The organism is Synechococcus sp. HIMB2401 (assembly GCF_042883245.1).
Classification (GTDB): domain Bacteria; phylum Cyanobacteriota; class Cyanobacteriia; order PCC-6307; family Cyanobiaceae; genus Parasynechococcus.
This window is the reverse complement of the sequence record NZ_JBDJKK010000001.1, coordinates 32,410-59,409: the sequence shown is the minus strand read 5'-3', so window position 1 is coordinate 59,409 and position 27,000 is coordinate 32,410. Positions and strand designations below refer to the sequence as shown.

Sequence of the window (27,000 nt, the reverse complement as noted above, 5' to 3'; positions counted from 1 at the left end):
GTGATCAGCAGCTCTGCCCGTCTTCAGCCCTGGATCGAACTGCTCCGCTGGAACAAACCCACCGGCCGGCTGATTCTGCTGATCCCAGCAGGCTGGGCCCTCTGGCTGAATCCAAGCGCTCCTCCCAGTGTTGTGCTGATCCTGCAGATCCTTCTGGGGGGCCTGGCGGTGAGCGGAGCAGGCTGCATCGCCAATGACCTGTGGGACCAGCGCTTCGACGGCCAGGTGGAACGCACACAACATCGGCCTCTGGCCAAAGGTGCGCTGCAGCGAGGGCCAGCCTTCGCTCTGCTGCTGATCTTGCTGGGCCTCAGCCTGGCTGTTGTGCTGAGTCTGCCGGCCGCCAGCCTCGGGCTCTGTCTCGCCTTGGCCAGCACGGCCGTGCTGCCGATCCTCGGCTATCCATCGGCAAAGCGGTGGTTCGCCTTCCCCCAGGCGGTCTTGGCGCTGTGCTGGGGCTTCGCGGTGCTGATCCCCTGGGCCGCAGCAACGGCCTCCTTGAGCGGGAGTCCTGCCCTGGTGTGCAGTTGGCTGGCAACCGTGGTCTGGACCTTCGGCTTCGACACGGTCTATGCCATGGCCGACCGACGTGACGATGCCCGCCTCGGCCTGCGCAGCAGCGCCCTGAGCCTCGGATCCCGCGTGGTTCCTGTGGTGCGGGGCTGCTACCTCGTTACAGCCATCACCCTTGCCATAGCGGCATGGTCGGCTCAGATCCCAGCACCGTTCTGGCCTCTCTGGTTGCTTGCCGCCGTCTTCATGCAGCTCAGCTGCAACCCCTTGAAGAAACAAGATGCCTCCATGGGCACCTACGGGAAGCACTTTGCCCAGCAGGTGCAGGCAGGGACGCTGCTCTGGCTCGGCCTGGTTCTGGCCAGGGGATGGGGAGCCTGATGCGCATCACCCCGGCTCCTCCGCTCCGCACTGGAGACCGTGTGGCCTGTGTGGCCGCCAGTTCAGCCCTGCAGGACGACATCAAGCTGCAGGAGGGCATTGCGGTCCTTCAGAGCTGGGGCCTCGATGTTCAACCCCAGACCTTGGCCAGCCGACGTTGGGGCTACTTCGCAGGGCGCGATGACACGCGCCATGCCGATCTGCATCCGGCAGAACCGGCAGCGCTGCTCGCCTGTGCCCGCGGTGGATGGGGGGCTGCTCGGCTCCTGGAGCAGCCCATCCGCTGGCAGAGCGGCTGGCTGTTGGGCTTTTCCGACGTGACAGCTCTGCTCTGGGCCCGCCAGGCAGCAGGGTTTGCGGGGGGCATCCATGGCCCCTTGCTCACAACACTTGCGGAGGAACCGCAATGGAGCCGAGACCGCTTGCGCTACCTGCTCTTCGGCAACACCGTTCCTGACCTGCAAGGTCGGGGTGGTGGCGGCGGGGTGGGAAGCGGTCCCCTGCTCGTGGCCAATCTGACCGTGGCCACCCACCTGTTGGGAAGCCGTTTCGTGCCCCCCCTCAAGGGAGCCGTTCTGGTGCTGGAGGACGTGGGTGAAGCGCCTTACCGCATTGATCGGATGCTGACTCAGTGGAGGCTGAATGGCAGCTTGCAGGGCCTGGCGGGTCTGGCATTTGGCAATTTCGAAGGGTGCGCCGATGAAACCAGAGACGCCTCCGAAAGCTTCAACCTTGAGCAGGTTCTTGAGGAACGCACGGCCGATCTCGGCATTCCCAGAGTGATGGACCTGCCCGTTGGTCACCGATCCGGAAACGCAGCCCTGCCCATGGGGGCGATGGCACGCCTGGACGGCAAAAAAGGCCGGCTCAGCCTGCTGACCTGAGGGCGAGCACGGCCTCCGCCACGGTGAGGTCAAACGGTGTGGTGACCTTGATGTTGGCGGGGCCGGCATCCAAGACCTGCACAGGCCACCCCAGACGCTCATACAACGACGCATCGTCGGTGACCGTCCAGCCCTGGGCAACCGCCTCAGCGTGGCCGCGACGCAGCTGATCAACGGCAAAGCCCTGCGGCGTCTGCGCAGCCCAAAGCTCCGATCGATCAGGCGTCTCACAAATCACACCATCAGATCCCACGCGCTTGATCGTGTCGCTCACCGGCGTTGCAGCAATCAGCGCCGTGCCGGCCTCCACCACAGCTGCACAGCGATCAAACAACTCCGGTTCAGCCAAACAGCGGGCGCCGTCATGAATCAAGACGTGCCGAGCCTGCTCCGGCAACCCCGCCAAACCACAAAGCACCGACTCCTGCCGCGTGCTGCCGCCCTGGATCCAGTGCACCGGCTTGCTGGGTGCATCCAGCACCGCAAGGATGGCCTCTCGATCGACCTCCTGGCCGACGATCCCGATCCATTCGATCCGCTCGGAACGCAGGGCCGCCTCCAGGGTCCAGGCAATGACGGGGCGTCCGGCCAACGGCAGCAGCAGCTTGTTGCGATCCGCACCCATGCGCCGACCGCTTCCCGCCGCAGCAATCAACAGATGCACAATCGACTCCTGCCCCAGACAGGCGTAAACGACCTCCATACAATCAGCTCGCACCATGGATGGCGGCGCTGCATGCGAGTTCTTGCCCTGAGCCCGGGTTCGCTCGAAGACCAGCTGGACCGTCTACCGGCTCTGGCCGACATCTGCCAGAAGCTCAACGCCAACCTGCAGGTGGCCTGTGACCCCCAGCAGGCAGCTCCATGGAAGCTTCTGCCGTGCCTGGACAAGCTGTTGCCGTTCAGCTTCGAGGCCAACCCCACCCTTGCGGACTGGGCCAACCTGCTCGGTTGTGTTCGCGAACCCGACTTTCAGATCTGCATCAACTTCGCTGAAGGGCAGCAGGTGAACCTGATGCTGTCGATGAGCCATATCCCCAAACGGTTGGCGGTTGAGGGATTTGCCTGCACCGACCAAGTCAGCGTCGGTCCCGGCTGGACGGCGCAGCGTCTCAACCCCTTCCTTCAGGCCCTGGGCCTTGATCTCGAGGCCGATCAGTTCCGCCTACCCCTGGCGGCAGAGGCTCTTAAGGAAGCCCGTGAAGCACTGCCCAGCGGTGACGGCCCCCTGCTGCTGCTGTCTCCATCCGGCCAGGGGAATGACTGGCCTGCGGCGGAATGGCACAAGCTGCCTGAAACGATCAAAAGCCGCTTACCGGCGCTGCGCAGCATGGTGCTGCCAGCCGAGCTCAGCCTGAACAAACGGGCGGCCTTTGTGGCCAATGCCGATGTCGTGCTCAGCAGCTGCCCAGTGTCCCAGCGCCTGGCGGCCTATTGCGGAACCCCCCTGGTTGCCCTCGGAGCCGAGGCCGCAGACCTTCCCGAGCGCCAGGAGATCCGCTGCCTCGGCGGCCCTCAGGAGCTCACCACGCTGCAGAGCAGTGATGTGCTGACGGCCCTCGGTTTCTGAGGAGACGTCCGATGAGGCGGCGCCGAGCCAGGGGACAGCTGAAGCTGATCACGGCTCCATGGAGGGGGCCCATCAGTGCCCTGAGTGCTGTGATCTTCGCGGGTGCCCTCGGTTATCGGATCACGGAGGGATGGGACTGGGGCGATTGCCTCTGGATGGTGCTGATCACCATCAGCACCATCGGCTTTGGAGAAGTTGCCCCCCTTTCGCCTCCAGGCCGCTTGGTCACCGTCTTGATCGTGGTGGGTGGCTTGGTGGTTGTGCAACTGGCCATCCAACGCGTTCTCGGGCTGAAGGAATCGGGATATTTCCGCAGACTGCGGGAATTCCGCTTTCTCCGCATGCTGGAAGGCCTTCACGACCACGTGATTCTCTGCGGCTACGGCCGGATCGGGCAGGAGATTGCAGCCCAACTGCAACGGGATGCGGTGCCCCTCGTGGTGATCGAAACCGATCCAGAGCGAAAGGCAGTGGCAGACGAGAATGGCCTCTGGGTGCTTCAGGCCGATGCAACCCTCGATGAAACCCTGCTGGAAGCAGGTCTGGAACGCTGCTGCAGCCTCGTGGCAGCCCTACCCAGCGATGCCTCCAATCTGTACGTGATCCTCAGCGCCAAGGACCTACGACCGGATTGCCGCTTGATTGCCCGAGCCAACAGCGATGAAGCCGCCTCAAAGCTGCGGCTGGCGGGCGCCGCTGTGGTGGTCAGTCCCTATGTGGCCGGTGGTCGGGTGATGGCCGCTTCAGCGCTGCGACCGCTGGCCCTCAACTTCATGGAGCTGTTGGCGGGTTCCGACTATGAAATCGAGGAATTCCAGCTGAGTCACGACCCTCTTCACCTGAGGGAGATCCGCGGACGGAGCCTGGCGGAACTGGAGCTGGGCCGTCGCAGCGGGGCCATGGTGCTGGCGATCCGGGAGAACGGAAAGCTGATCGCCAATCCAGGCGGCGACACCCAAATGGCACCGGGGCAACTTCTGATTGTGCTGGGAAGCAAAACCCAGCTCGCCACCTTTCAGTCGTTGCTTGGGGAGGCCGTCGACACGATTGAAACCATGCCGGGTTGAGTTGGATGACGACGGCTCCGTACGATCCTCCGATCAACGGTGCCCCCATGTCTCCCAGCGCTTCTCTTGCCGGACAGACCGCCCTGGTGACGGGAGGAGGTCGCGGCATCGGCCGGGCCATCGCCCTGGCCCTGGGCGAATCTGGTGCAGAGGTGGTTGTGAATTACTCCAATTCCGCCGCCGCAGCCGATGAAGTTGTCGCTGCCATCACCACAGCAGGGGGCAAGGCCTATGCCCTGCAAGCAAACGTGTCGGTTGAGGCTGAGGTGGATGGCCTGATCAAGACGGTGCTGGAGCGCAGCGGCCGTTTGGATGTGTTGGTGAACAACGCCGGCATCACGCGGGACGGCCTGCTGATGCGGATGAAAACCGACGATTGGCAATCGGTGATCGACCTCAACCTCAGTGGTGTGTTCCTCTGCACGCGAGCCGTGGCACGCCCGATGCTCAAACAGAAGAGCGGTCGGATCATCAACATCACCTCCGTTGTGGGGCTGATGGGGAACGCAGGGCAGGCCAACTACGCCGCCGCCAAAGCGGGCGTCATCGGTCTCACCCGCAGCACCGCCAAAGAGCTCGCCAGCCGTGGCATCACCGTGAACGCTGTGGCTCCGGGTTTCATTGCCACAGACATGACCAAGGACCTCGATGCGGAGGCCATCCTCAAAGACATCCCCCTGGGAACCTTTGGCACCCAGGAGCAGGTGGCCGGTGCCGTGCGCTTCCTTGCCGCCGACCCAGCCGCGGCCTACATCACAGGCCAGGTGCTGCAGGTGGATGGCGGCATGGTGATGGCCTGACCCTCAGGATCAGGAATCAAGGGGTTGGGCCAACTCATCCCGCAGGCGGCGGATGCGCTGGAGCAGACGTAACCGACGGCTGCGGGCAGTGGCGGTGAGAAAGATGCGCAGGGGCACGTAAACCAGGGCCATCGAACCGGCCAGCCCCGCCATCAGAACAAAAAAGAGCGCTCCGGATTCACCCATAAGCGGACCCTAATCAGTTCATTTGACAGCGGCATCCCGGCAGACCCCAACCATTCGGCTTTCCCCACCACAACGCCTCTCCACGAGGGCCACATCGCTGTGGGACAGTGACCAACGGCGTGCCCGCGACTATGGCCAAACTCCTTTCCTTCTCTGACGAATCCCGCAGCGCCCTCGAGCGGGGTGTTGACGCACTCGCCAATGCAGTGCGCGTCACGATCGGCCCCCGCGGTCGCAACGTTGTGCTCGAGCAGAAATTCGGCGCACCCGACATCGTCAATGACGGCGACTCAATCGCACGCGTCATCGAACTGGACGACCCGTTCGAAAACCTCGGCGCCAAGCTGATGCAGCAGGTGTCCTCGAAGACCAAGGACAAGGCCGGTGACGGCACCACGACTGCAACCATTTTGGCTCAGGCCATGGTGAAGGAAGGTCTGCGCAACACCGCTGCGGGAGCAAGCCCCGTGGAACTTCGCCGTGGCATCGAGAAAGCCGCAGCACAGATCGTGGCGGGACTGGGCAAGCGGAGCCAACCTGTCGCCGGCGATGCCATTCGTCAGGTGGCCACAGTGAGCTCCGGCGGTGACGACGAAGTCGGTCGGATGATCGCGGAGGCGATGCACAAGGTGAGCACCGATGGGGTGATCACCGTTGAGGAATCGAAGTCTCTGGCAACGGAACTGGAAATCACCGAAGGCATGGCCTTCGACCGGGGCTACAGCTCCCCCTACTTCGTGACGGATGCCGAGCGTCAGGTCTGTGAATTTGAAAACCCCCTGATCCTGCTGACGGATCGCAAGATCAGCACGATCACGGATCTGGTCCCCGTTCTGGAAACCGTTCAGAAGAGTGGTTCCCCCCTGCTGATCCTGTCTGAGGAAGTGGAAGGCGAAGCCCTCGCCACCCTGGTGATGAACAAGAGCCGTGGGGTTCTGCAGGTAGCAGCTGTTCGGGCACCCTCCTTTGGCGAACGCCGCAAGGCAGCCCTCGCCGATATCGCCATCCTCACGGGCGGGACGCTGATCAGCGAAGACAAGGCGATGACCCTCGACAAAGTGACCCTTGAGGATCTCGGCAAAGCCCGCCGCGTCACCATCAGCAAGGAGAGCACCACTATCGTCGCCACCGACGACCATCGCCAGGCGGTGAGCGAGCGCGTCGGCGCGATCCGACGTGAGCTGGAGGCCACTGAATCCGACTACGACCGCGAAAAACTCCAGGAGAGAATCGCCAAGCTGGCCGGCGGCGTGGCTGTGATCAAGGTCGGTGCACCGACGGAAACGGAACTGAAGAACCGCAAACTGCGGATCGAGGATGCCCTGAATGCCACCCGTGCCGCCGTCGAGGAGGGCATCGTTGCCGGAGGCGGCAGCACGTTGCTGCAACTCTCCGACAGCCTGGACGCCCTGGCTTCATCGCTGAACGGCGACCAGCGCACCGGCGTTGAGATCGTGCAGCGGGCACTGACGGCGCCGATTCATCAGATCGCCACCAATGCCGGTCAGAACGGTGACGTTGTGATCGCGGGCATGCGCAGCAGCGGCCAGGGATTCAATGCCCTCAGTGGTGCCTACGAAGACCTGATGGCTGCTGGCATCGTTGATGCCGCCAAGGTGGTGCGCTTGGCCGTGCAAGATTCGATTTCGATCGCTTCTCTGCTGATCACCACCGAGGTTGTGATTGCCGACAAGCCGGAACCCCCTGCACCAGCTCCCGCCGGAGACGGAGACCCCATGGGTGGCATGGGCGGAATGGGTGGCATGGGCATGCCCGGAATGGGCGGCATGGGCATGCCCGGGATGATGTGATCAGCTGATCATTCCCTGGCGATAGGCGATCACCTGGAGGTCCACTCCGGTGATCGCCGTCCCCACCACAACGGTGTCGGCTCCGGCCTGCAATGCCAACCGTGCATCCGCTGGAGAGGCAATCCCCCCCTCACAGATCAGACGAACCGAGCTGGCAAGTTCAGCGCGAAGTGGGGGGAGCAGATCAAACGCAGGGGGGCACTGCTGTGCCGTGTCTTCTGTGTAGCCATAGAGCGTGGTCCCAACCCAGTCACAGCCCAGCTCGGCTGCGCGCAGACCGTTCTCGAGCGAATCCACATCAGCCATCAGCGGAGCTCTCAGCTCATCACGGCTGCGCTGGATCAACGCGGCCAGGTCCTGCCCTGCAGGCCGCGGACGGGCTGTGGCATCAATCGCGATCACATCGGCCCCCGCAGACCACACCGCCTGAATTTCTTTCCAGCCAGGGGTGATGTACACAGAGCTGTCCGGGAACGTGCATTTCCAGAGGCCGATGATCAAGGCATCCGGACAGCGCCGACGCACAGCACCGATGTGTTCAGGGCTTTCCAAGCGCACACCCACAGCACCATTGCGCAGGGCTGCATCCGCCATGGCTGCGATCACATCGGGATCGCGCATCGGCGAACCCTGGGGGGCCTGCACCGAAACGATCAGGCCCTGATCCAGGGATTCAGGGTTAGGAATCATGCTGTTCAGGACGCCTTGGGGAAAGCGTCATCCTCCCGGCGGGGAAGCCAACGCCGCAGCGAACGGGGCGTGCTGATCGGCGGGGCAGGCACAGGCGCCGCCGCAAAGCTGCGTTGAAGCGGCTTTTCTTCAGCTGCACTCTCGTCCTCTTCGACGATCGGTTCTTCTTCAGCGACCACCCCGTTCGGCATCCCCTCGTTCTCAATCAACACGTCGTCTTCAGCCGCAATCTGCTCCTCTTCTTCAACGACCACCTCGTCCTCAGCAACCACTTCGACCTGACCATCCACCTCGTTCTCAACCAAAACGTCGTCTTCAGGAGCAATCTCCTCCTCTGCGACAGGCATCGGCGCGGAACTGAACCCATGCTTCGAAGCTGAAGGTTCCGGCAAACTCAGATCAAGCTCAGCTGCTCCGTCAAACCCATAACGGTGAACCCACTGACTGATCAGACCCGCGAGCAAGGCCTGATCACCTGAGGTTCGGGCCTCCTGGATCTGTTGGGCCAGAGCGTTCTGTCGAGGTGATGGCTGCTGGAACGGAGAAGAGAGCACGGATTCAGGAAAGTTTGCGGTTGAGTAGAGGGCGAATCGCAAGAAACAGCCCGATGGTGAGGACCAGAAGGATCAGCAGGCAACTGGTGCCGGTGACATCCCCATAGGGGGCCTCCAGCAGAACGGCCGAAAGATCCAGAGGACCCTGGTAAGCCGCTCGAATGGGTTCTATCGCGAAGGTAAGGGGATTCAAGGCCGCAAGCCAGCCCAGCCAGGTGGGCATGAATGACAACGGGGCCAAGGCCGTGCTGGCAAACAGCAACGGCAGGTTGGCCACAAAAATCACAGCGATCAACTCGATGTGCCCCGGCAAAGCGAAGGCCAGTCCGAGGCTGAGGGCCGTCACAGCGAAAACCAGAAGCAGCAGCGTCACCAGCACCAGGGCCAGGCCACTGATGCCGGGCCATCCGTAACCGAGCACTGCTGCCGTACCCATGATCGCCAGACTCTGCAACAGGCTCAACGCCGTGATGTAGATCACCGACGCCAGCACGATTGAACTGCGGCTTCGCAGCGGTGCCACCAGCAGCCGATTGAGGAAACCGAATTCACGATCAAACATCACCGGCAGGCCGGCATTCAAAGCACCGCTGAAGGCTGTGAAGACAATCACTCCAGCACCAAGAAAACGGCCGTAGCTCATGCCCCCTGGCAACAGCCCCTCGGGGGCATTGGCGAACAATGCACCGAAGAGAATCAACCAGATCAGGGGTTGCAGAACCCCGGCGATCAAGGTTGAAGGGCGACGCATCAACTGAAGAAACAAGCGCCGGGTGAGGGCCAATGTTTCCTGGCTGAGCTCAGCGAGGGCTCCGGATTGCTGCTGCTGGAGAGCAACAGATGCTGTTGGGGAAGTCATCGTTGGCACTCAACGCATGGATTGACGCTTTTCCTGTTTGACGTCGCGCTGGCCTGCGATGGCCAGTTCAGCGTCCATCAGGGTGCGTCCTGTGGCCTGAAGGTAGACATCATCCAGGCTGGGACGACTCTGGGCCAGGGCAAACACAGGCAAACCTGCAGCCTCGAGGGTCTGACGCAGCTGATCGATCACGGCCCCTCCCTCAATCACCAGATTGAGGGAAAAGCCTTGGGAGCGGTTCACCACCACCTGACGCACCCCATCCAAGGGTTCGAGAAGGGCACGCACCTGGGTCGCCTCATCGGCATTGCTGAACTCTCGGATTCGCAGAGTCACGCGATCACCCCCCAGCCGTTGTTTGAGCTGATCAGGGCTGCCTTCGGCAATCACACGGCCGGCGTCGATGATCGCCAACTGATCCGCCAGAGCCTCCACTTCTTCGAGGTAGTGACTGCTCAGCAGAACAGTGGTGCCCTCATCAACCAGCCGACGCAGCAGCTGCCAGATGGCACTGCGGCTCTCGATATCCAGTCCCACGGTGGGTTCATCGAGCACGAGCAACCGGGGGCGGTGCAGCAGACCGGCGGCTAGATCCAGACGCCGCCTCATGCCACCGGAGTAGGTGCCGCAGCGGCGGTCAATCCAGTCGCCCATCGCGAGGCGGTCAATCAGATCGGCGATGCGGCTGTCGCGATCGTTCCGCGGCAGGTGGTGGAGATCACCTTGCAATTGCAGCAGTTCCCGGCCACTCAGGATCTTGTCGATGGCCACCTCCTGGGCCACATAGCCCATGAGCTGGCGCACTTCTCGTGGCTGCACCAGACCGTCAACACCCCCAACAACAACGGAGCCGCTGTCGGGGGAGAGCAGGGTGGCCAGAATGCGCATGGCCGTTGTTTTGCCGGCACCGTTCGGGCCAAGCAGCCCGTACAGGCATCCTTCAGGAACGGTGAGATCAAGCTCACGCAGAGCCGGTACCGAGCCGTAGGCCTTGGAGATCTTGCGCAGTTCAATCAACGCCATCAGGCACCGTCAGGGACTTGCTCGGCCAATTCAGGGAATCTAGAGAGTGCTCATTGCACCGCCGTTGACAGGGAGAGAAGTTGCATCACCTGTTGAGCAAAGCCTGAGGCCAGATCCGTCCGGCTGAGAATGAGAAGCAGGCAAAGACCAAACAGATAAAGGATCGACCAACGGAACAGGGCCTTGGCATTCACAAGGCTGTCGGGATCCAGGGACAGCCGATCGACGAGCTGCAGCAATCGGCCGTTGTAGGGCAGCAGCATCACGCCATAGAAGGCGCCACCTGAAGGCAAAGCAAAAACGCCCAAACCGCTGAGCAGAACAGTGATCCAGCCGTAGGTCTTGATCGCCCGTGCCGTCACCACAGGACCCTTCACCACGGGCAGCATCGGGATCCCGACAGCGCGATAGTCCTCGCGCAACAGCAGGGCCAAAGCCCAGAAATGGGCTGGCGTCCAGACCATCACCAGAGCGAACAACCACCAGCCCCCGAGGCCAACATGGCCCGTGGCGGCCGCCGCCCCAACCAGGGGCGGAATGGCCCCGGCGACCCCACCGATGACGATGTTCTGGGACGTCCGCGGCTTGAGCAAGGCTGTGTAGAGCAGCACGTAACTGCAGAGGCCGAGCAGGGACAATCCAGCGGCGAGACAGTTCACACCGCTGACGAGAAGCATCGCCGCCGCGAGGGTGCAGGCGATGGCTCCGATGAATGCACTGGTAGGAGACAGCCGACCGGAGGGGAGTGCGCGACCGCTGGTGCGGGCCATCCGGCCATCAAGATCCTGCTCCCACAAGCAGTTCAGAACCCCTGCAGCAGCGGAGGCAAGCGCCCCTCCCCCCAGAGTGCAGACGAGCCGAGGCGATGCAAGAGGCCAGCCTTCACTGAGAGCCATTCCACCCAGGGTGGTAGCCAGCAGCAGAGGGATAAGGCGGGGCTTGGCGACTTCCAGCCAAGCCGGAAGTTTCACCCGCTTGCGGGAGGGAACGACCTCCTCACGGGTCGGACGAACGGTTGCAGTGATTTCAGCCATGACAGGCCTCCAACGAGGTGTCGTCGAGGACGACGGAACGGGACGGTGAGGGGAGGTCCGGAGAACGAACCAGAAGCGCCGCCAGCAGAGCAATCAGCAGTGCAGCCACGAGTTGATGCGCAACGGTCACTGCCGGTTGCGACAAACCAAGACGAAGGGTGAGGACGCCAAGGGCCACCTGAACCAGCACCAGAAGCACGACCCCACCCAGCCAGGGCCACTGCTGACGAGCCCAACCACCTGCCAGCACGGCTGCCCCGGCGAAGCCGAGCAGAACAACGGCCACCGGCATCGCCGTCAGGCGATGGGAAAGCACCAGCTGGCAGGCCTCTCCTCCAGCAAGGCATCGCTGCCCTGCCCACGCGGTGGCCATGCGACCACCGAGCAGGCACTGCACAAAGACCGACAACAGGCCAAGCGATGCCCCGATGCGCCACCAGAGCGGAGCGACGGCAGCAGCGGGATGAAGCAAGCGTTGGGTCAGCCCACTCAGGAGCGCCACGAGGGTTAGTGCGAGTGCCAGGTGGGCTGTCACCACGGCAGAGGGGAGCAGTTGGGTCACCGTCAGCGCACCCAAACCTCCCTGCATCGCCACCAAAACCATCAGACCGATGGCCAGCCAGGGCAGCCATCGCGGCAGTTGGCGGCGCTGAAGCGTCGTCGCCACAGCCATCACCACCAGGGCAATGCCAATGACGAAGGCATCGAGGCGGTGGAACCACTCAAGGAACACCTGAACATTCATCTGGCGACCCGGCAACAACGAGCCGAAGCACAGGGGCCAGTCCGGGCAGGCCAAGCCGGCTTCCATCACCCGGGTTGCTCCACCGATCACCACCAAAGCGATCACGGCAACCACAAGGTGAGCCGACAACAACCCAAGACGTCGACGCAATGTCGACATTGAGGAAAGCATCATCGAACAAGCTCCATCCGATGCCCCAAAAGGGATTGCTTGGACCGTAGCGATGCAGAAGATGACGTCACGCTGTGTGGACGTCTGCAACAGAAAAGATCAAAAAGTCATCCCCTTTCCCTGACAGAAATGAGGCCTTAACAATCACTTCATGGAGAACCGCAGCCAGCCCCATACGCTGTTGAAAACCTGGGATTGATCAGGTGCAGATCCCATCCGCCATTCTCACGTTGGTGATCGGGATGGTCCTTGCTCTGGGCGGCCTGTGGATCGGCCAGAACATCAACCTTCTCCCCATCGATGCGAGCGCCAACGCGCCGATTTACGACGATCTTTTTAAGGTTCTATTCACGATTGGCAGCATTCTGTTTATCGGAATCGTTGGCCTTCTCGTGTTCAGCCTGATTCGCTTTCGGCGACGCAGCGGCCAGCTCGGCGACGGCCTTGCCATCGAAGGAAACCTGCCACTTGAAATCTTCTGGACAGCTGTTCCTGCTGTTGTGGTGCTGTTTGTTGGTCTGTACAGCTACGACATTTACGACCGGATGGGGGGCATGGTGCCTCTGGCCCATGACCACATGGGCGGAGCCCACGACGAACAGATCTGGGGAGGCATCAGTTCAGGCTCGATTGAATCAGCAGCCGCAACAAATGCTTTACCCGTTGAAGTGACAGCCATGCAATTTGCCTTCCTCTTTCATTACCCAGAGGGAGACATTACATCAGGTGAACTGCATGTTCCGGCCGATCGGCCGATCACTCTTCGGATGGAAGCCAAAGATGTGATTCACGCCTTCTGGGTGCCTGAATTTCGCTTGAAGCAGGACGTTATTCCCGGCCAACCAACCCAGCTGAGTTTCACACCCACACGCACCGGCCGTTATCCGATCGTGTGCGCCGAACTCTGTGGGCCCTACCACGGTGGAATGCGCTCCACCGTTGTGGTGGAAAGCCCGGAGGACTGGGACAGCTGGTACCGGGACAACGCCAAAGCCGCACCTGAAAACGAAACCCTCACCATCGCTAACGCCTGAGATGACCATCAGCTTGCCCCCGGAAACGTCCAGCCCTCCACGGCTTCAACCCAGCGGCTGGTTGCGGTATTTCAGCTTCAGCGTTGATCACAAGGTGATCGGGCTGCAGTACCTCGTCTGCGGCTTTGTTTTTTATCTGATTGGCGGCGCCCTAGCCGGTGCCATTCGCACGGAACTCACCAGCCCCGTGTCCGACTTCATGGCACGTGATGTCTACAACCAGGTACTGACGCTCCACGGCACGGTGATGATCTTTCTCTGGATTGTCCCCGTGGTGAATGGTGCTTTTGGGAACTATTTGATCCCCTTTTATGTGGGTGCAAGGGACATGGCCTTCCCGCGACTGAATGCCGTGGCGTTCTGGCTGATCCCTCCAGCCGGTTTGATGCTGATCACCAGCTATTTCCTCACGGGGGCTGCGCAATCGGGCTGGACGGCCTATCCACCTCTGAGCATCACCACACCAGCAACGGGCCAAATCATCTGGATCTTGAGCGTGCTGCTCCTGGGCGGAAGTTCGATCTTCGGAGGCATCAACTTCATCGCCACCATTCTCAAACTGCGTCGCCCCGGTTTGAAACTAATGCAGCTCCCCATGTATTGCTGGGCGATGCTGGGCACCAGCATTCTTGTGGTTCTCTCAACACCGGTTCTGGCGGGAACGTTGGTGTTGCTGAGTTTCGACATTGTTGCCCATACAGGCTTCTTCAACCCCACCCTTGGGGGAAACGTGGTGGTTTACCAGCATCTGTTCTGGTTCTATTCGCACCCAGCCGTTTACATCATGGTCTTGCCGGCCTTCGGCCTGGTGAGCGAAATCCTGCCGGTTCATGCCCGCAAGCCGCTGTTCGGCTACGTGACGATGGTGTATTCGATCATGGCCATCGTTGTGTTGGGCCTGATTGTGTGGGCGCACCACATGTTCACCAGCGGCACACCTCCCTGGATGCGCCTGTTCTTCACCATTGCAACCGCATTCATCGCCGTTCCCACCGGCATCAAATTCTTCAACTGGTTGGCAACGCTTTGGGGCGGCCGCATCAGCCTCAACAGCGCCATGCTGTTTTCCTGCGGTTTCATCGTGAACTTCGTGCTCGGAGGCATCACAGGGGTCGCCCTGGCGCAGGTGCCGTTCGACATTCATGTGCACGACACCTACTTCGTCGTCGCGCACTTCCACTACATCGTCTTCGGTGGATCGGTGTTCGTGATCTTCGCCTCGATCTACCACTGGTATCCCAAGTTCACCGGCCGGATGCTCAATGAAGATCTCGGCCGCCTGCACTGTGCTCTCACGTTCATCGGCTTCAACCTGTGCTTCGGCCCTCAGCACTGGCTGGGCCTCAATGGGATGCCGCGACGCGTTGCTGAATACGACCCCCAATTCACCCTGATCAATCAGATCAGCTCCGGCGGAGCCCTGCTGATGGCCATCAGCACCCTGCCTTTCCTCTGGAATGTGATCCACAGCGCCCTCAGCGGTCCTGTCGCAGGCGACAACCCCTGGAAAGCACTCACGCCCGAATGGCTGACCAGTTCTCCGCCACCGGTCGAAAACTGGATTGGTGAGGCCCCTCTGGTGGAAGAGCCCTACGGCTACGGCGTCCCACCGGACGAGCTGGACCTGACCGCAACCAGCGGTCGTGATCTCTGGAGCAGCGGCAAATGACCACCACAGTTCCCACGAAGGATCAAAACCACAGCCATGGGGAGCATGCCGAGCATCCCGATCACCGCATGTTCGGCCTGGCCACATTTCTTGTGGCGGACGCCATGACCTTCGCCGGCTTCTTTGCGGCCTACCTCACCTTCAAAGCGGTCAATCCCCTACCGGATGGAGCCATCTATGAACTGGAGCTCCCCCTGCCCATCCTCAACACCGTTCTGCTCCTGGTGAGCAGTGCCACCTTCCACCGGGCCGGCCAGGCGATCCGACAGGACGACCACGGCCGCTGTCGACGCTGGCTGCTGATCACCGCAGGCCTGGGCCTGGCCTTTCTGGTGAGCCAGATGGTGGAGTACTTCACACTCCCCTTCGGTCTCACCGACAACCTTTACGCCAGCACCTTCTTCGCCGCCACGGGATTTCATGGTCTCCACGTGACCCTCGGCGCCCTGATGATCCTGATCGTCTGGTGGCAGGCGAGGCAGCCGCAGGGCCGTGTGACTGCAGCCGACCACTTCCCCCTGGAAGCAGCGGAGTTGTACTGGCACTTTGTTGATGGGATCTGGGTGATTCTTTTCGTGATCCTTTATCTGCTCTGATCCCTTGCCTTGATTGGCGAGCGTGGCCAGAATTCAGTTGAATTAATTCCTGAAATGCTGGTCGGCAAGGAACTGCTGGACAAGGCCAGATCGCTCAGCAATCGGCCGGAAGATGACATCGCCCGCGGCTGCGGCTACGTCGGCCCCAGCGGACGACTGCTGAAAAAGAGTTTCTATCGAGCTCTGGTGGAGGCCAAAGCGGCGGCCCAGGGATGGCAATTGCCGAAAAGCAGCAGCAGTTCCTCAGGCGGAAGCCGAGGTCGCCAGGCCGAATTCCGAACCCGTGTGCATGGCAACGGCAACCTGCTGATCGGCCACGCTTACACCCGTCGGCTCGGCCTGGAACCCGGCCAGGAGTTCAAGATCGAGCTGCAGCGGGACTCCGGAATGATCGTTCTGCAGCAGATGGATCAAGACCAGCCGTGAGCCGCCAGCCAGCTGGCTGACAGATTCTCGGTCTTGTCTTGGCCAACGGTGTTTCCGTCATCGGCAGCAGCGGCATGCAGCAGCCGCTCGGCGTAACGGGCCAGTTGATCGGCCTCTAGGTTCACGGTGTCCCCGACAGCCAGGTGTTTCAGGGTCGTCGCCTCCCAGGTGTGGGGGATGACGGCGAGGCTGAATGTCGTTCCATCGGCTGAACAGTCAGCCACCGTGAGGCTGATCCCATCCACCGCGATGCTGGCCTTCTCACAGACATAACGGCCGAATCGGGGATCCGACCAGCGGATCGACAGGGCCCAGGAGTGGGGGAGGGTCTCCACGCAGGTGACTTGTCCGGTCGCATCCACATGACCGCTCACCAGATGACCTCCAAGGCGGTCGCTCAGTCGAAGCGCTGGCTCGAGGTTCACCGCACCACCACGGTCCGCTTTGCGTCCCAACGTTGTGCGGCGCAGGGTTTCCTCACTCACATCGGCGCGGAAACCATCCGCGATCAGCTCTGCTGCCGTGAGGCAAACGCCATCCACAGCAACGCTGTCGCCAAGGGCCAACGGGGCAAAAGGAGCGCAGCCCCAAACCACCACCGCCCCGGCACGGCGCTCGATCCTTCCAACTGACTGCACCAGCCCCGTGAACATCGCCCGCAGCGGCTCTCTGGCCATAATCGGATAGAGCTGCGCCGCCGACATGGTCGAAATGAGCGTCGCCGGAATCGCCCTCGATGCTGCCAGCCGCACACCCATGGTGCTGCTGCGGGATCCCAGTGGCCGCCGTCAGGTGCCGATCTGGATCGATCAGGCGCAAGCCCACAACATCATGGCCGGACTGCAGGGGGGAGAACCACCACGCCCCCTCAGCCATGACCTGATGGCAGCACTGTTGGTGGCTGGGGGGCTCGAACTGGAACGCGTGATCGTCCACGCGATTGAAGACAGCACCTTTCATGCGGTGTTGAAGCTGCGACCCGATCTGGACGAAGCCGAGTTGGCTGAAAACGAAGTGCTGGAACTGATCGAAGTGGATGCCCGACCCAGCGACGCCATTGCGCTGGCGATCCGCACGGGCAGCGGCATCTGGATGCTGGAAGAGGTGGTGGCGGAAGCCTCGATACCGGTGGATGCGGAGGCGGATGCGGAAGATCAAAGTGCCTTCAGCCGTTTCGTCGACGACCTCAGCCCTGCGGCCTTGGTGCGCCATCTGCGCAACCAAGACAGCGAGACGCCCTCGGAGGAGTGAACACCCGCGCCTTCGGCAGCGGCCGCCCCGTCAGCCTGTTCACCCTCGGCACGATGCGTGCCCTGAACTCGGCGGCCCAGATGGCCGAGGTGCTTGACGCGGCGGCGGCAGCTGGGATCAACCATCTGGAAACCGCCCCGGCCTACGGACCTGCGGAACGTTTTCTGGGAGAGGCCCTTCGCCAGAACAGCCGCACAGACTCTGACCACTGGGTGATCACCAGCAAACTGCTGCCAGGGCTGAGCTTCGAGGAAGGACAACGCCGCCTTGATCAGATTCTGGAGCGGCTGGGCTGTCCACTGCTCGACAACCTCGCCATCCATGGCATCAACCGGGAGGAGCACCTGGACTGGGCCCTGGTGGGTGATGGGTCCAGGCTTCTGGACTGGGCCGTCAGCAGTGGACGCGTCAGCCAGGTGGGCTTCAGTAGCCATGGCAGCAACCCGCTGATCGATCGGGCGCTGCGCAGCCAGCGCTTCAGTTTCTGCAGCCTGCACCTGCATTGGCTGGATCCCCAGCGCCTGCCACTGGCCCGTTGGGCCCTTGCGCACGGCCTCGGAGTGATGGCGATCTCCCCTGCCGACAAAGGTGGTCGTCTCCAGGCCCCCAGCCCAACACTGGTGGAGGACTGCACCCCCTTTGCCCCCCTCGAGCTGGCCTACCGATTCCTGCTGGCACAGGGCATCAGCACCCTGACCGTTGGGGCCTCAGCTGCAGGGGATCTTCAACTCGCCGCAACCCTGGCGCAGGGGGATGGGCCCCTCAGCCAGGCCGAGCAACAGGCTCTGGTCAGGGCAGAGCGGCGGCAGCAGGAACGGCTTGGCCAGGAGCATTGCAAACAGTGCCAAGCCTGCCTTCCCTGTCCGAACGAGGTTCCGATCCCCGAACTCTTGCGGCTGCGCAATCTGGCCATTGGCCATGGGCTCACCGAATTTGCGCAGGAGCGCTACAACCTCATCGGCCGTGCCGGTCACTGGTGGGAAGAGCACGACGCCTCCGCCTGTGAACGCTGTGGGGAGTGCCTTCCCCGTTGCCCGCATCACTTGCCCATTCCTGATCTACTGGCGGACACCCACCAACGCTTAAAGGCTTCACCGCGACGGCGGCTCTGGAGCTGAATCACGCCAGCGCTCTTCCAGGGCGCTCCGGTCTTCGGGCAACAGCGGTGGCAGCGACCAGCAGCGCGACCAGGTGTCTGCGGACGGAAAGAGCAGAGGCCGCAGACGCGCCGATAGGGCGTTCTGGTCCACCATCAGCCCTGGCGATGCAATCGGAGCCCGCCATCCCTGCTGCACCAAGCGGCGATGCAGGGGATCCCGCCATCCCTGCTCGACCCAGCGCTGGGGAACCGGTTCACGACTGGCCTCCGGCCTGAGCAGAACAGTCCAGTGCAAGGGGGCGCCGGAGGCAGGCAGGATCGCCCGAAGACGGGGATCCCGCCCCAACAGAGCGATGCAGCGGCTCAGGGGAAGAACCACCACCTTGGCCTCACCCTTGAGCAACCAGTTGGTGGCTTGACGGTCGTCATAGGTGAGGGCCTGGCGACGCAGCGCAGGCAAAGCCTGGCCTCCGCCCAAATGGTCCGCCAGGCTCATGACCAAGCGGGGGCTGGCGGGAAGCACCACACGCCCTGCCATGGCGGAATCCAGCAACAGGGGCCACCCCTCCTGGGACATGGCCGGGTCATCCCGCAGCAGCATCACCCAGGGGCTGACAGCCAGCGGCAACACCCGATCCTGAAGAGCACCGAGGCTGGCCAGCAGAGCCTTGGCCTGACCATCCAACTGACTCAGGAGCGGTTCAGAGGCAATGGGCTGAAGCGTGTCCGCTGGATGGGCATCAAGCCATCCATCACCGATCACCAACACATCGGCACGCGCCTGATCCGCCGGCCTCCAGTCCTGCTGGGCTGGAGCCAGCGTCAGGCTCCAGGGCTTGGGCAAGGCATCAGCCCACGGTTTCGGCAAAACCCCAGCCGGAGCCATCAGGGTTGGCGCGGATGTCGCCGGACGACAGCCCGCCAGCAGCACGGTTCCCGTCGCCCCGATCATCTGGAGCACTTGGCGCCGGCGCAGGGGACCCAACCGCTCTCTCCAGACGTTCATGGGCTTGACGTTACGGGGCGACTGAGCAGCTGCTCCAGGGCGTGCTCACAATCCAGAATCAGATCGGCACAAGAGCATCCACGCAGCTGGGCGAGCAGCAAAAGAGCGCCGGCCCCCACCCCTTCTTTCACATAGCCCCGTTCGTAGTCCCGTAAGGGTTGATGGGTGCTGCTGTGAAAACGCACGCCGCAGGCCAGAACGGAGAGGGCAGCAGCCAGGTGGCTCGCAGTGGCATCCACCAACCCGCCGAAGGGGGACTGACCTGCCAGATCCGCACCCTCATCAGCGAGCCAACCGGTGGTGCCGATCAGCACCTGGGCCGCCAGCTGGTCCTGCTGACGGGCGGGCAAAGCCTGCATCGCCAAGGCCAGAACAGCCAGCATCTGGCAACCGCCCCCCAGCAGCAACGGTTGTCCCGCGGACACCGCACCCACCAACACCCCTGCGGTGAAGGCCTGAAAAGGGTCACCAACAGCGGCCAGGATCTGCTCGGCCGAAGGATGCGCACCAAGCGAAGCCCGCTGAAGCCCTCGGACAACGAGGTCTTTCTTGAGTTGCTGCGGCGGATGAAGAGCACTACCGCTGATCAGATGGGCAACCTCCACGCCGAGGGCCGTCAACACCGCTTGAGCGGTTGTGGTGCCACCTGGAACACACTCCGCCACCACCAGGGGGCGTTGCAACCGCCGCCCCAGCAGCTCTCCCTGTCGCCACAAATGCTGCACCCGCGGCAATGGCATCGCCGCACCACTGGACAGGCAGGCCGAGGGGCCTTGGTCCAGGGGCTCGATGTGCAGGTGAGGGAAATCGGGTTTCTGGGCCAAGCCGAGGGCCGCCACCTGCGGCCTCAACGTCAAGCGTCGCGCCGCGACATGGCTGAGCAGGGCGGGGGAGACGCCAGCGGGCAGAGGCGGCAGAGGCCAACGGCGCTGTCGCGCCGGCCCGTGAATCAGAAGCTCCGCATCAGCCAGGGCGGTGTAGCGCCGCGAAGCCACGGTGGAGCCAGCGGCGGAAATCCCTTCATGCTCAGCAGTTTGTGTGGCCGCCAGAACGAGCAAAAGATCCAGCGGTTGATCGTTGGAGGTCCAGGGACGAAGTGCCGCTGCGTCCAACGTTCGTGCACCGAGACCTCCCAGCTGCTGGCAGCCCTCAGGCAACACCGAGGCTTCAGAGGGGATCGAGGGCAATGAGTCCATGCAGCAGCCTCGGAGGCTCCGGAATCGGTGATTTCAGGCGGGGAAAGATCCAGTACGCCAAAGCATGAAGAGACAGCACATAGATGACCTCCTGAACCACCACCAACAGCAACGCCATCAACTGCACCTGGGTGAGATCCGGTGTGATCGGCAGATGCAGTACCGCGATCAAGCGCTCGAGCAGAGCGGAACCGGCCCGGGTGATCACGACCCAGAGGTTTTCTCCCACCAGCAACGAAAGCACCAGAACTCGCACCAAAAACCCTGCTGTTCCAAGAACAACGCCCCCCGACCAGCTCAGCCACCAGTTGATCCCCCGGCACCAGCTCCAGCCCAGCCAGAGCGACAAAAGGCCGTAGGGAAACAGCAGCAGCGGTCCACGCAAAGGGCCCATCAAGGCGGTGAGCAGAAGCAAAGAGAGCAGCAGACCCTCTGCACCGGAACGGTTGCCACGACGCAATTGCAGCAGGATCAGGGGCAAGGGAAGGGCCAGACGGAACAGCGCACCACCCACCGGCAAGTAGTACAGAGCCAACCAGATCAGCCCAGTCGCTGCCGCGAGATATGCCCCCTCAACCAGCCTCAGAGCCTGCTGGCGGCTCAACCGGGGGGTCACGTCGGTCATGGTTCAACCCGCTCAATCCGTTCCACCGCAAAGCCAACATCCGCCTCACGCAGGGCGCGGGTGACGGCTTCAGCAGGAGCGGCAGGGTCGGCTCCGGCCAAACGGATGGTGATCCGGTAGGGCGCCTGGGGCAGACGTTGGGATGACACCGTCCGCGGTTTTGGCTGTGGAACGGGATCAGGAGCATCCGTTGCCTCAGGCAGGGAAACAGCCTCGGCCGCCGGCGTGGAGGGAGTCGCAGCAGTAGGGCTGGCAACCGATGGGCTGACAACTGTTGGGCTGGTCTTCACAACCGGTACGGGCGCAGCTGCCTGGGCCGGCCTGGCTTCAGTCACCGCGAAGGAGCGTTCCAACTGTTCAGCGACCGGTGTGCCGGCACAGGCCTGCAGGAGCCCCACAGGCAGCAGCCAAAGCAGACGGGCCATCAGTTGTCAGCCGGCTTGATCACCCGCACCGCACTGGCTCTGAGCCGACCGGTCTTGGTGGTGGCGGGGGGTTTCTTGGCCGCTGGTTTCTTGGCGGCTGGTTTCTTGGCAGCTGTTTTTTTCGCGGCGGTTTTACGACCGCCCTTATTCGATGCTGCCTTGGCGGCAAGCAGTTCCACCGCCTCCTCAAGGGTCACATCGTCAGCGCCCTTGCCTTCCGGCAGCGAGGCATTCACCTTGCCCTGTTTGACATACAGGCCGTAAGGACCGTCATAGACCTGAATCGTTTCATCACTGCCCTCCGGCTTACCGAGGTCCTTGAGGGCGGTGCGTCCACCCCGACCCCGTTTGGGCATGGCCAGCAGCTCAAGGGCACGGCTCAGCCCCACCGCCAGAACATCGTCATCCCCCTTGAGCGATCGGTAATCCTTTTCGCCCTTGCCCTTGTCCCAGACGACGTACGGGCCAAAGCGGCCCAGCCCCGCCTGAATACGCCCACCATCAGGATGTTCTCCGAGAAGACGCGGCAAGCGGAGCAATCCGAGGGCATCCTCCAGGGTGAGATCCTCCGGCTTCTGCCCCTTGGGCAGAGAGGCACGTTTGGGCTTGGGGTTCTCATCACTCACCTGGCCCCGCTGCACATAAGGCCCGTACTGGCCGAAGAGCAGGTAGACCAGATCCCCCGTTTCCGGATCCTCACCGATGGCTTCGGGGCCGTCGGCCTTCTGTTTGAGGATCAGCTCGGCCTGCTCTTCATCCAGATCAGCCGGAGTGATCTCCCGGGGCAAGGTGGCCTTGATCAGCTCTTCCTCACCGTCGTCGCTGACCCGTTTGGCCTCCAGGTAGGCGCCAAAACGGCCGATGCGAACCACGGAGGACAAGCCCTCCAGATCGATGGTGCGGGATGCACCGGGGTCAATGTCCCCTTCCCGTTGCTGCACCTGGTTTTCCAGGCCCTCATCACCCTTGTAGAAGCCCTCCAGGTAAGGCAACCACTGCACCTTGCCGTGGGAGATCTCATCGAGGGTGTTCTCCATCCGCGCGGTGAAGCTGGTGTCCACCAGTTCAGGGAAATGCTCCTCGAGCAACGCCGTCACAGCAAAGGCGGTGAAGCTGGGGGTCAGGGCGTTGCCCAACAGCGTGGCGTAGCCGCGATCCACGATCGTTCCAATGATCGAGGCGTAGGTCGACGGCCGGCCGATGCCCTCCTTTTCCAGCATCTTCACCAGCGATGCCTCGCTGAACCGTGCCGGTGGCTGGGTTTGATGGCCAAGGGGCTCAACGGTCTTCGGCTCCGGTGCATCGCCAACGCTCAACGCCGGCAGCAACACTTCCTGACCCTCAAGGGCCGCATCGGGATCATCACTGCCTTCCACGTAGGCGCGGAAGAAACCGGGGAAGTCGATGCGCTTGCCGCTGGCCCGGAAACTGGCCTCGCCTGAGCTGAGATCCACTGAGAGCATCGTGAGCCTGGCTTCAGCCATCTGGCTGGCCACGGTGCGCTTCCAGATCAGCTCATATACCGCCAGATCTCGTCCATCCAGACCAGTCTCACCAGGGGTTCGGAAGCTTTCGCCGGATGGACGAATCGCTTCATGGGCCTCCTGGGCATTGCGGGCTTTGGTGCTGAACTGCCGCGGCCCTTTGCTCAGATACTCCTTGCCGTAGAGGCTCTCCACGCAGTTGCGGGATGCGTTGATCGCCTGATCCGACAAATGAACCGAGTCGGTTCTCATGTAGGTGATGAAACCGCGTTCGTAGAGCCCCTGGGCACAGCGCATGGTTTCCCGGGCGGAGAGGCGAAGCTTGCGATTCGCCTCCTGCTGGAGGGTGCTGGTGGTGAAAGGAGGCACCGGCTTGCGCACGGTGGGCTTCTCCTCCACCGCATCCACAGTCCAGGCACTGGATCGAACGGCTTCAGCCAACGCCTTGGCCTCGCTCTCGCTGAGCAGCCGCACAGCACTGCCCGCCTTCAGCCCGCCAGTGCTCTCGTCGAAGTCGTTGCCAGTGGCGATCCGCTGGCCACCCACGTGGGTCAGCTTGGCCTCAAAGGCACTGCCCGACTGCTCGAGTTGGGCCTTGAGATCCCAGTAACTGCCGCTGCGGAAGGCGCGGCGGGCCCGTTCCCGTTGGACCAGGAGCCGAACCGCAACGGACTGCACCCGCCCGGCGGACAGTCCCCAGGCCACCTTTTTCCAAAGCAGGGGCGACAGGGTGTAACCCACGAGGCGATCCAAAATGCGCCGGGTTTCCTGGGCATGGACCAGCTCCATGTCCAGGTCGCGGGTCTGATCCAGGGCCTTGCCAATGGCCTCCTTGGTGATCTCGTGAAACACCATGCGCTTCACCGGCACCTTCGGCGCCAGCAGCTGGAGAAGGTGCCAACTGATGCTTTCGCCCTCCCGGTCTTCGTCCGTCGCCAGCAGCAGCTGATCAGCACCCTTGAGAGCGTCCTTGAGTTCGCGAACCGTCTTTTTCTTGTCCTTTGGGACCACATACAGCGGCTCGAAATCCGCGTCGGTGTTCACGCCGAGGTTGGCCCATTTCTGCCCCTTGGCCGATGCCGGAATCTCGCTGGCGTTGTTGGGAAGATCTCGAACATGCCCCATGGAGGCTTCAACTTTGAATCCCTTGGGAAGGAAGCCACGGATGGTCTTGGCCTTCGTGGGGCTTTCAACGATGACGAGGGTGTGCGCCACTAGCGGCAGGTGAACCGTTCCCCTTCTTTATCGCACCGAGCAACGCTCTGCATGACCGTCGGCGCGTCGAGCGCCGCTACAGTCGCCGCAGCGCAACAGTTCCAGGCCGCCATGCCCGACATGGGTGCTTTCCTTCTCGCCACCCAGGCCATGGCTGCCCCTGGTGAGCTGCTAAATCTCTCTCTCAACGCCTCCGCCGTACTGCCCGAAGCTGCAGTTCTGCTGGCGATGATCGCCACCCTCTTGGTGGACCTGGCCGGCGAAAAGGTCGCCACACGTTGGGTGCCGCCGATTTGCTACCTGGGCCTGGGAACCTCCCTGGTGGTGCTGGCCCTGCAGTGGAACGCACCGCTGGAGCCCTCGTTCCTTGGAGCCTTCCTCGCCGACAACCTGGCGGTGGCGTTCCGGGCCGTGATTGCCTTGTCCACGCTTCTATCGCTGCTGATCAGCTGGCGTTACGCGGAGAAGAGCGGCACACCCGTCGGCGAATACGCCGCCATCCTCCTCGCCGCAACCCTCGGCGCCATGCTCCTTTGCGGAGCAACGGATCTGGTGAGTGTGTTCATCTCGCTGGAAACGCTCTCCGTCGCAAGCTATCTGCTGTCGGGATACATGAAGCGGGATGCCCGCAGCTCCGAAGCAGCACTCAAATATCTGCTCGTGGGATCGGCAGCCGCTGCTGTTTTCCTGTACGGCTCTTCCCTGCTATACGGCCTGAGCGGCAGCACCAGCCTCGACACCATCGGCCTGGCTCTGCAAACCAGCACCACACCTCTGGCTGCTTTGGCCCTGGTGTTCGTCTTGGCCACGGTTGCATTCAAGATCGCAGCAGTGCCCTTCCACCAGTGGACGCCTGACGTCTACGAAGGCTCACCAACCCCTGTGGTGGCGTTCCTTTCCGTGGGTTCCAAAGCCGCCGGATTCGCCCTGGCCCTTCGCATCCTGGTGGGTTGCTTCGGTGCCTTCGATGATCAATGGAAATTGCTGTTCACCGTTCTGGCGGTGTTGAGCATGACCCTGGGCAACATTGTTGCCCTCGCCCAAACCTCGATGAAGCGCATGCTGGCCTACAGCTCGATCGGCCAGGCCGGCTTCGTGATGATCGGCATGGTCTGCGGCACCGAGGACGGTTTCGCGGCCATGGTTCTGTACATGGCGGCCTACCTGTTCATGAACCTGGGGGCCTTCGCCTGCATCATCCTCTTCTCGATCCGCACAGGAAGCGATCGAATTTCTGATTACGCGGGGCTTTACCAGAAGGATCCCCTGATCACCCTCGGCCTCAGTCTTTGCCTGCTTTCTCTGGGTGGCATTCCGCCAATGCTGGGTTTCTTCGGAAAGATCTATCTGTTCTTTGCCGGTTGGGCGAACCACGAATACCTGCTGGTGGTGGTTGGCCTGGTCACCTCCGTGGTGTCGATCTACTACTACATCTCCGTCATCAAAATGATGGTGGTGAAAGAGCCTCAGGAGGCCTCCGATGTGGTCAAGGCCTACCCCGAGGTGAATTGGTCGTTGATGGGGATGCAGCCGCTTCGAGTTGCCCTGATTGGATGTGTGGCGATCACCGCCGTTGGTGGGATCCTTTCCAATCCACTCTTCCAGTGGGCCAACACAGCGGTTGCAGGAACGCCATTGCTTCAGCAAGCCATCGCCCTGTCCAGCCTGAAGGGTCTTGGCTGAGGCTGTGCATCAGCCGGTTGCTGAGCTCAGGGGGATCAGCAAGATCTACGGATCTGGTGATCTCGAAGTAAAAGCCCTTGACCAACTGAATCTCACCGTTCAGGAGGGGGACTACCTGGCTGTGATGGGGGCCAGCGGCTCAGGCAAGAGCACGGCGATGAACATCCTTGGCTGCCTGGACCGGCCCACCAGTGGCACCTACCGACTCAATGGCACGGCTGTTGAACAGTTGGATGACGATGCCTTAGCCGACGTTCGCAACCGCTCGCTCGGGTTTGTCTTTCAGCAGTTCCATCTGCTCGGCCACGCCAGCGCCATGGAGAACGTGATGCTCCCGATGATCTATGCGGGGGTGCCCAGGGAGGAACGGATCGAGCGTGCCCAATCGGCCCTGCGCCGCGTTGGTCTAGCGCAGCGTTTGGAGAACAAGCCCAATCAGCTCTCCGGAGGGCAGCAACAACGGGTGGCCATTGCCCGGGCCATCATCAACCGCCCCAGTCTGCTGCTGGCGGACGAACCCACAGGAGCTCTGGACTCCAGCACCACCGCCGAGGTGCTGGAACTGTTTGATGAACTCCACCAACAGGGCATCACCCTGGTGATGGTGACCCATGAGGACGATGTGGCAGCCCGAGCACAACGCATTGCTCGATTCCAGGATGGTCGGGTGCTCACTGGATGCCCACAATGAGTGCAGTGCCCCTGCGCTAATGCAGGAGTTGGCAGCGGACGGGGCGTGACCGCAAAGACGGATTCCAGCCGAAAGGTGCCGCCATCGGGGGCGAGAAGCGCTGACGCAGGAACACGCAACGGTTGGCCCGAGGGGATCAAGCGAACCCGTGCTTCCGGGACAGAGCACCGGTGCGACAGGCCTCCTCAAAACGGCTTCTTTCGATGGGAACCGCCGCGCCACCGCCCCGAAGCAGCTTGCGCTCCTGGGACGTGATCACCAGTTAGCGAACCAGACCATCGAGCGACTGATCAAAACCTTGCGCAGCCGCGG

Annotated in this window: 28 protein-coding genes; 14 read left to right on the top strand and 14 right to left on the bottom strand. The window is 62.4% G+C overall.

Features of this window, described 5'->3' with window-relative positions:
- Together AAXE93_RS00365 and AAXE93_RS00360 are read left to right on the top strand one after the other, a co-directional pair.
- The gene (locus AAXE93_RS00365; RefSeq protein WP_390127199.1) at window positions 1-894 is read left to right on the top strand and encodes a 4-hydroxybenzoate polyprenyltransferase; all 894 of its coding nucleotides are present in this window, start codon (window positions 1-3) and stop codon (window positions 892-894) included.
- Window positions 894-1,778 carry an LD-carboxypeptidase gene (locus AAXE93_RS00360; protein WP_390127197.1) on the top strand — a complete coding sequence of 295 codons (885 nt, stop codon included), beginning with the start codon at window positions 894-896 and terminating at the stop codon, window positions 1,776-1,778. Before AAXE93_RS00365 ends, AAXE93_RS00360 begins: the two co-directional genes overlap by 1 nt.
- Here the strand turns inward: AAXE93_RS00360 and ispD are convergent.
- Complete coding sequence (gene ispD / locus AAXE93_RS00355; protein WP_115081720.1) at window positions 1,762-2,442, bottom strand: 2-C-methyl-D-erythritol 4-phosphate cytidylyltransferase; 681 nt, start codon at window positions 2,440-2,442, stop codon at window positions 1,762-1,764. The two genes, AAXE93_RS00360 and ispD, sit on opposite strands and share 17 nt — an antisense overlap.
- Window positions 2,443-2,514: 72 nt before the next feature.
- Between ispD and AAXE93_RS00350 the strand changes: the two genes are divergently transcribed.
- From AAXE93_RS00350 to fabG, 3 genes are read left to right on the top strand one after another with little or no spacing between them, the layout of a single operon-like run.
- Window positions 2,515-3,348, top strand: coding sequence for a glycosyltransferase family 9 protein (locus tag AAXE93_RS00350; protein ID WP_390127195.1), 834 nt, complete (start codon window positions 2,515-2,517; stop codon window positions 3,346-3,348).
- An 11-nt stretch (window positions 3,349-3,359) separates the two neighbouring features.
- On the top strand, window positions 3,360-4,415 hold the full coding sequence (locus AAXE93_RS00345; protein ID WP_390127192.1) for a potassium channel family protein: 1,056 nt from the start codon (window positions 3,360-3,362) through the stop codon (window positions 4,413-4,415).
- 47 nt (window positions 4,416-4,462) lie between these two features.
- Window positions 4,463-5,215, top strand: a complete 753-nt coding sequence (fabG, locus tag AAXE93_RS00340; RefSeq protein WP_390127190.1) for a 3-oxoacyl-[acyl-carrier-protein] reductase — start codon at window positions 4,463-4,465, stop codon at window positions 5,213-5,215.
- A gap of 9 nt (window positions 5,216-5,224) precedes the next feature.
- On the opposite strand, the gene AAXE93_RS00335 is transcribed toward fabG, so the two are convergent.
- Window positions 5,225-5,401 carry a hypothetical protein gene (locus AAXE93_RS00335; protein ID WP_006850012.1) on the bottom strand — a complete coding sequence of 59 codons (177 nt, stop codon included), beginning with the start codon at window positions 5,399-5,401 and terminating at the stop codon, window positions 5,225-5,227.
- Between the two features lie 131 nt (window positions 5,402-5,532).
- On the opposite strand from AAXE93_RS00335, the gene groL reads away from it, so the two are divergent.
- Entirely contained in the window at window positions 5,533-7,212 is a 1,680-nt protein-coding gene (gene groL, locus AAXE93_RS00330) for a chaperonin GroEL (protein WP_390127187.1), read from the top strand.
- On the opposite strand, the gene AAXE93_RS00325 is transcribed toward groL, so the two are convergent.
- From AAXE93_RS00325 to AAXE93_RS00300, 6 genes are read right to left on the bottom strand one after another with little or no spacing between them, the layout of a single operon-like run.
- On the bottom strand, window positions 7,213-7,902 hold the full coding sequence (locus tag AAXE93_RS00325; protein WP_390127185.1) for an N-acetylmannosamine-6-phosphate 2-epimerase: 690 nt from the start codon (window positions 7,900-7,902) through the stop codon (window positions 7,213-7,215).
- A 5-nt stretch (window positions 7,903-7,907) separates the two neighbouring features.
- A complete protein-coding gene (locus AAXE93_RS00320) occupies window positions 7,908-8,456 on the bottom strand; it encodes a hypothetical protein (protein ID WP_390127183.1) in 549 nt (182 codons plus the stop codon).
- Window positions 8,457-8,460: 4 nt separating this feature from the next.
- Window positions 8,461-9,315: an ABC transporter permease gene (locus AAXE93_RS00315; RefSeq protein ID WP_186497207.1), complete on the bottom strand. Its 855-nt coding sequence runs from the start codon at window positions 9,313-9,315 to the stop codon at window positions 8,461-8,463.
- 9 nt (window positions 9,316-9,324) lie between these two features.
- On the bottom strand, window positions 9,325-10,338 hold the full coding sequence (locus tag AAXE93_RS00310; protein ID WP_390127180.1) for an ATP-binding cassette domain-containing protein: 1,014 nt from the start codon (window positions 10,336-10,338) through the stop codon (window positions 9,325-9,327).
- Between the two features lie 50 nt (window positions 10,339-10,388).
- Window positions 10,389-11,372, bottom strand: a complete 984-nt coding sequence (locus AAXE93_RS00305) for a heme o synthase (RefSeq protein WP_390127178.1) — start codon at window positions 11,370-11,372, stop codon at window positions 10,389-10,391.
- A complete protein-coding gene (locus AAXE93_RS00300; protein WP_390127176.1) occupies window positions 11,365-12,291 on the bottom strand; it encodes a heme A synthase in 927 nt (308 codons plus the stop codon). The genes AAXE93_RS00305 and AAXE93_RS00300 overlap by 8 nt, the downstream gene beginning before the upstream one ends.
- A 200-nt stretch (window positions 12,292-12,491) precedes the next feature.
- Here AAXE93_RS00300 and AAXE93_RS00295 point away from each other — a divergent pair, with 200 nt between their 5' ends.
- The 4 genes from AAXE93_RS00295 to AAXE93_RS00280 are packed head-to-tail and all read left to right on the top strand — an operon-like array spanning window position 12,492 to window position 16,013.
- Window positions 12,492-13,322, top strand: coding sequence for a cytochrome c oxidase subunit II (locus AAXE93_RS00295; RefSeq protein WP_390127174.1), 831 nt, complete (start codon window positions 12,492-12,494; stop codon window positions 13,320-13,322).
- 1 nt (window position 13,323) lies between these two features.
- A complete protein-coding gene (gene ctaD / locus AAXE93_RS00290; RefSeq protein ID WP_390127172.1) occupies window positions 13,324-14,991 on the top strand; it encodes a cytochrome c oxidase subunit I in 1,668 nt (555 codons plus the stop codon).
- A complete protein-coding gene (locus AAXE93_RS00285; RefSeq protein ID WP_186509149.1) occupies window positions 14,988-15,587 on the top strand; it encodes a cytochrome c oxidase subunit 3 in 600 nt (199 codons plus the stop codon). Before ctaD ends, AAXE93_RS00285 begins: the two co-directional genes overlap by 4 nt.
- 54 nt (window positions 15,588-15,641) lie before the next feature.
- Window positions 15,642-16,013 (top strand): AbrB-like transcriptional regulator, encoded by a 372-nt coding sequence (locus AAXE93_RS00280; RefSeq protein WP_011363609.1) that lies wholly within the window; start codon window positions 15,642-15,644, stop codon window positions 16,011-16,013.
- Here the strand turns inward: AAXE93_RS00280 and AAXE93_RS00275 are convergent.
- Window positions 15,998-16,666 (bottom strand): riboflavin synthase, encoded by a 669-nt coding sequence (locus AAXE93_RS00275; protein ID WP_390128607.1) that lies wholly within the window; start codon window positions 16,664-16,666, stop codon window positions 15,998-16,000. The two genes, AAXE93_RS00280 and AAXE93_RS00275, sit on opposite strands and share 16 nt — an antisense overlap.
- Window positions 16,667-16,715: 49 nt before the next feature.
- Between AAXE93_RS00275 and AAXE93_RS00270 the strand changes: the two genes are divergently transcribed.
- Together AAXE93_RS00270 and AAXE93_RS00265 are read left to right on the top strand one after the other, a co-directional pair.
- Window positions 16,716-17,264, top strand: coding sequence for a bifunctional nuclease family protein (locus AAXE93_RS00270; protein ID WP_114988245.1), 549 nt, complete (start codon window positions 16,716-16,718; stop codon window positions 17,262-17,264).
- The gene (locus AAXE93_RS00265; protein ID WP_390127169.1) at window positions 17,261-18,382 is read left to right on the top strand and encodes an aldo/keto reductase; all 1,122 of its coding nucleotides are present in this window, start codon (window positions 17,261-17,263) and stop codon (window positions 18,380-18,382) included. Before AAXE93_RS00270 ends, AAXE93_RS00265 begins: the two co-directional genes overlap by 4 nt.
- Here AAXE93_RS00265 and AAXE93_RS00260 read toward each other — a convergent pair.
- Genes AAXE93_RS00260 through topA form a run of 5 tightly spaced genes read right to left on the bottom strand, consistent with a single transcriptional unit; the run spans window position 18,356 to window position 24,314 of the window.
- Window positions 18,356-19,369, bottom strand: a complete 1,014-nt coding sequence (locus AAXE93_RS00260) for an ABC transporter substrate-binding protein (protein WP_390127167.1) — start codon at window positions 19,367-19,369, stop codon at window positions 18,356-18,358. The genes AAXE93_RS00265 and AAXE93_RS00260 overlap by 27 nt on opposite strands.
- Window positions 19,366-20,565, bottom strand: coding sequence for a nicotinate-nucleotide--dimethylbenzimidazole phosphoribosyltransferase (locus AAXE93_RS00255; RefSeq protein ID WP_390127165.1), 1,200 nt, complete (start codon window positions 20,563-20,565; stop codon window positions 19,366-19,368). The genes AAXE93_RS00260 and AAXE93_RS00255 overlap by 4 nt, the downstream gene beginning before the upstream one ends.
- Window positions 20,537-21,190 (bottom strand): DUF2232 domain-containing protein, encoded by a 654-nt coding sequence (locus tag AAXE93_RS00250; protein WP_390127163.1) that lies wholly within the window; start codon window positions 21,188-21,190, stop codon window positions 20,537-20,539. Before AAXE93_RS00250 ends, AAXE93_RS00255 begins: the two co-directional genes overlap by 29 nt.
- On the bottom strand, window positions 21,187-21,615 hold the full coding sequence (locus AAXE93_RS00245) for a hypothetical protein (protein ID WP_390127161.1): 429 nt from the start codon (window positions 21,613-21,615) through the stop codon (window positions 21,187-21,189). The genes AAXE93_RS00250 and AAXE93_RS00245 overlap by 4 nt, the downstream gene beginning before the upstream one ends.
- Complete coding sequence (gene topA, locus AAXE93_RS00240; protein WP_390127159.1) at window positions 21,615-24,314, bottom strand: type I DNA topoisomerase; 2,700 nt, start codon at window positions 24,312-24,314, stop codon at window positions 21,615-21,617. Before topA ends, AAXE93_RS00245 begins: the two co-directional genes overlap by 1 nt.
- Window positions 24,315-24,425: 111 nt before the next feature.
- Here topA and AAXE93_RS00235 point away from each other — a divergent pair, with 111 nt between their 5' ends.
- Both AAXE93_RS00235 and AAXE93_RS00230 read left to right on the top strand, forming a co-directional pair.
- Complete coding sequence (locus AAXE93_RS00235) at window positions 24,426-25,997, top strand: NAD(P)H-quinone oxidoreductase subunit N (protein WP_390128605.1); 1,572 nt, start codon at window positions 24,426-24,428, stop codon at window positions 25,995-25,997.
- Entirely contained in the window at window positions 25,990-26,688 is a 699-nt protein-coding gene (locus AAXE93_RS00230; RefSeq protein WP_390127157.1) for an ABC transporter ATP-binding protein, read from the top strand. Before AAXE93_RS00235 ends, AAXE93_RS00230 begins: the two co-directional genes overlap by 8 nt.
- The last annotated feature ends 312 nt before the right edge of the window (window positions 26,689-27,000 follow it).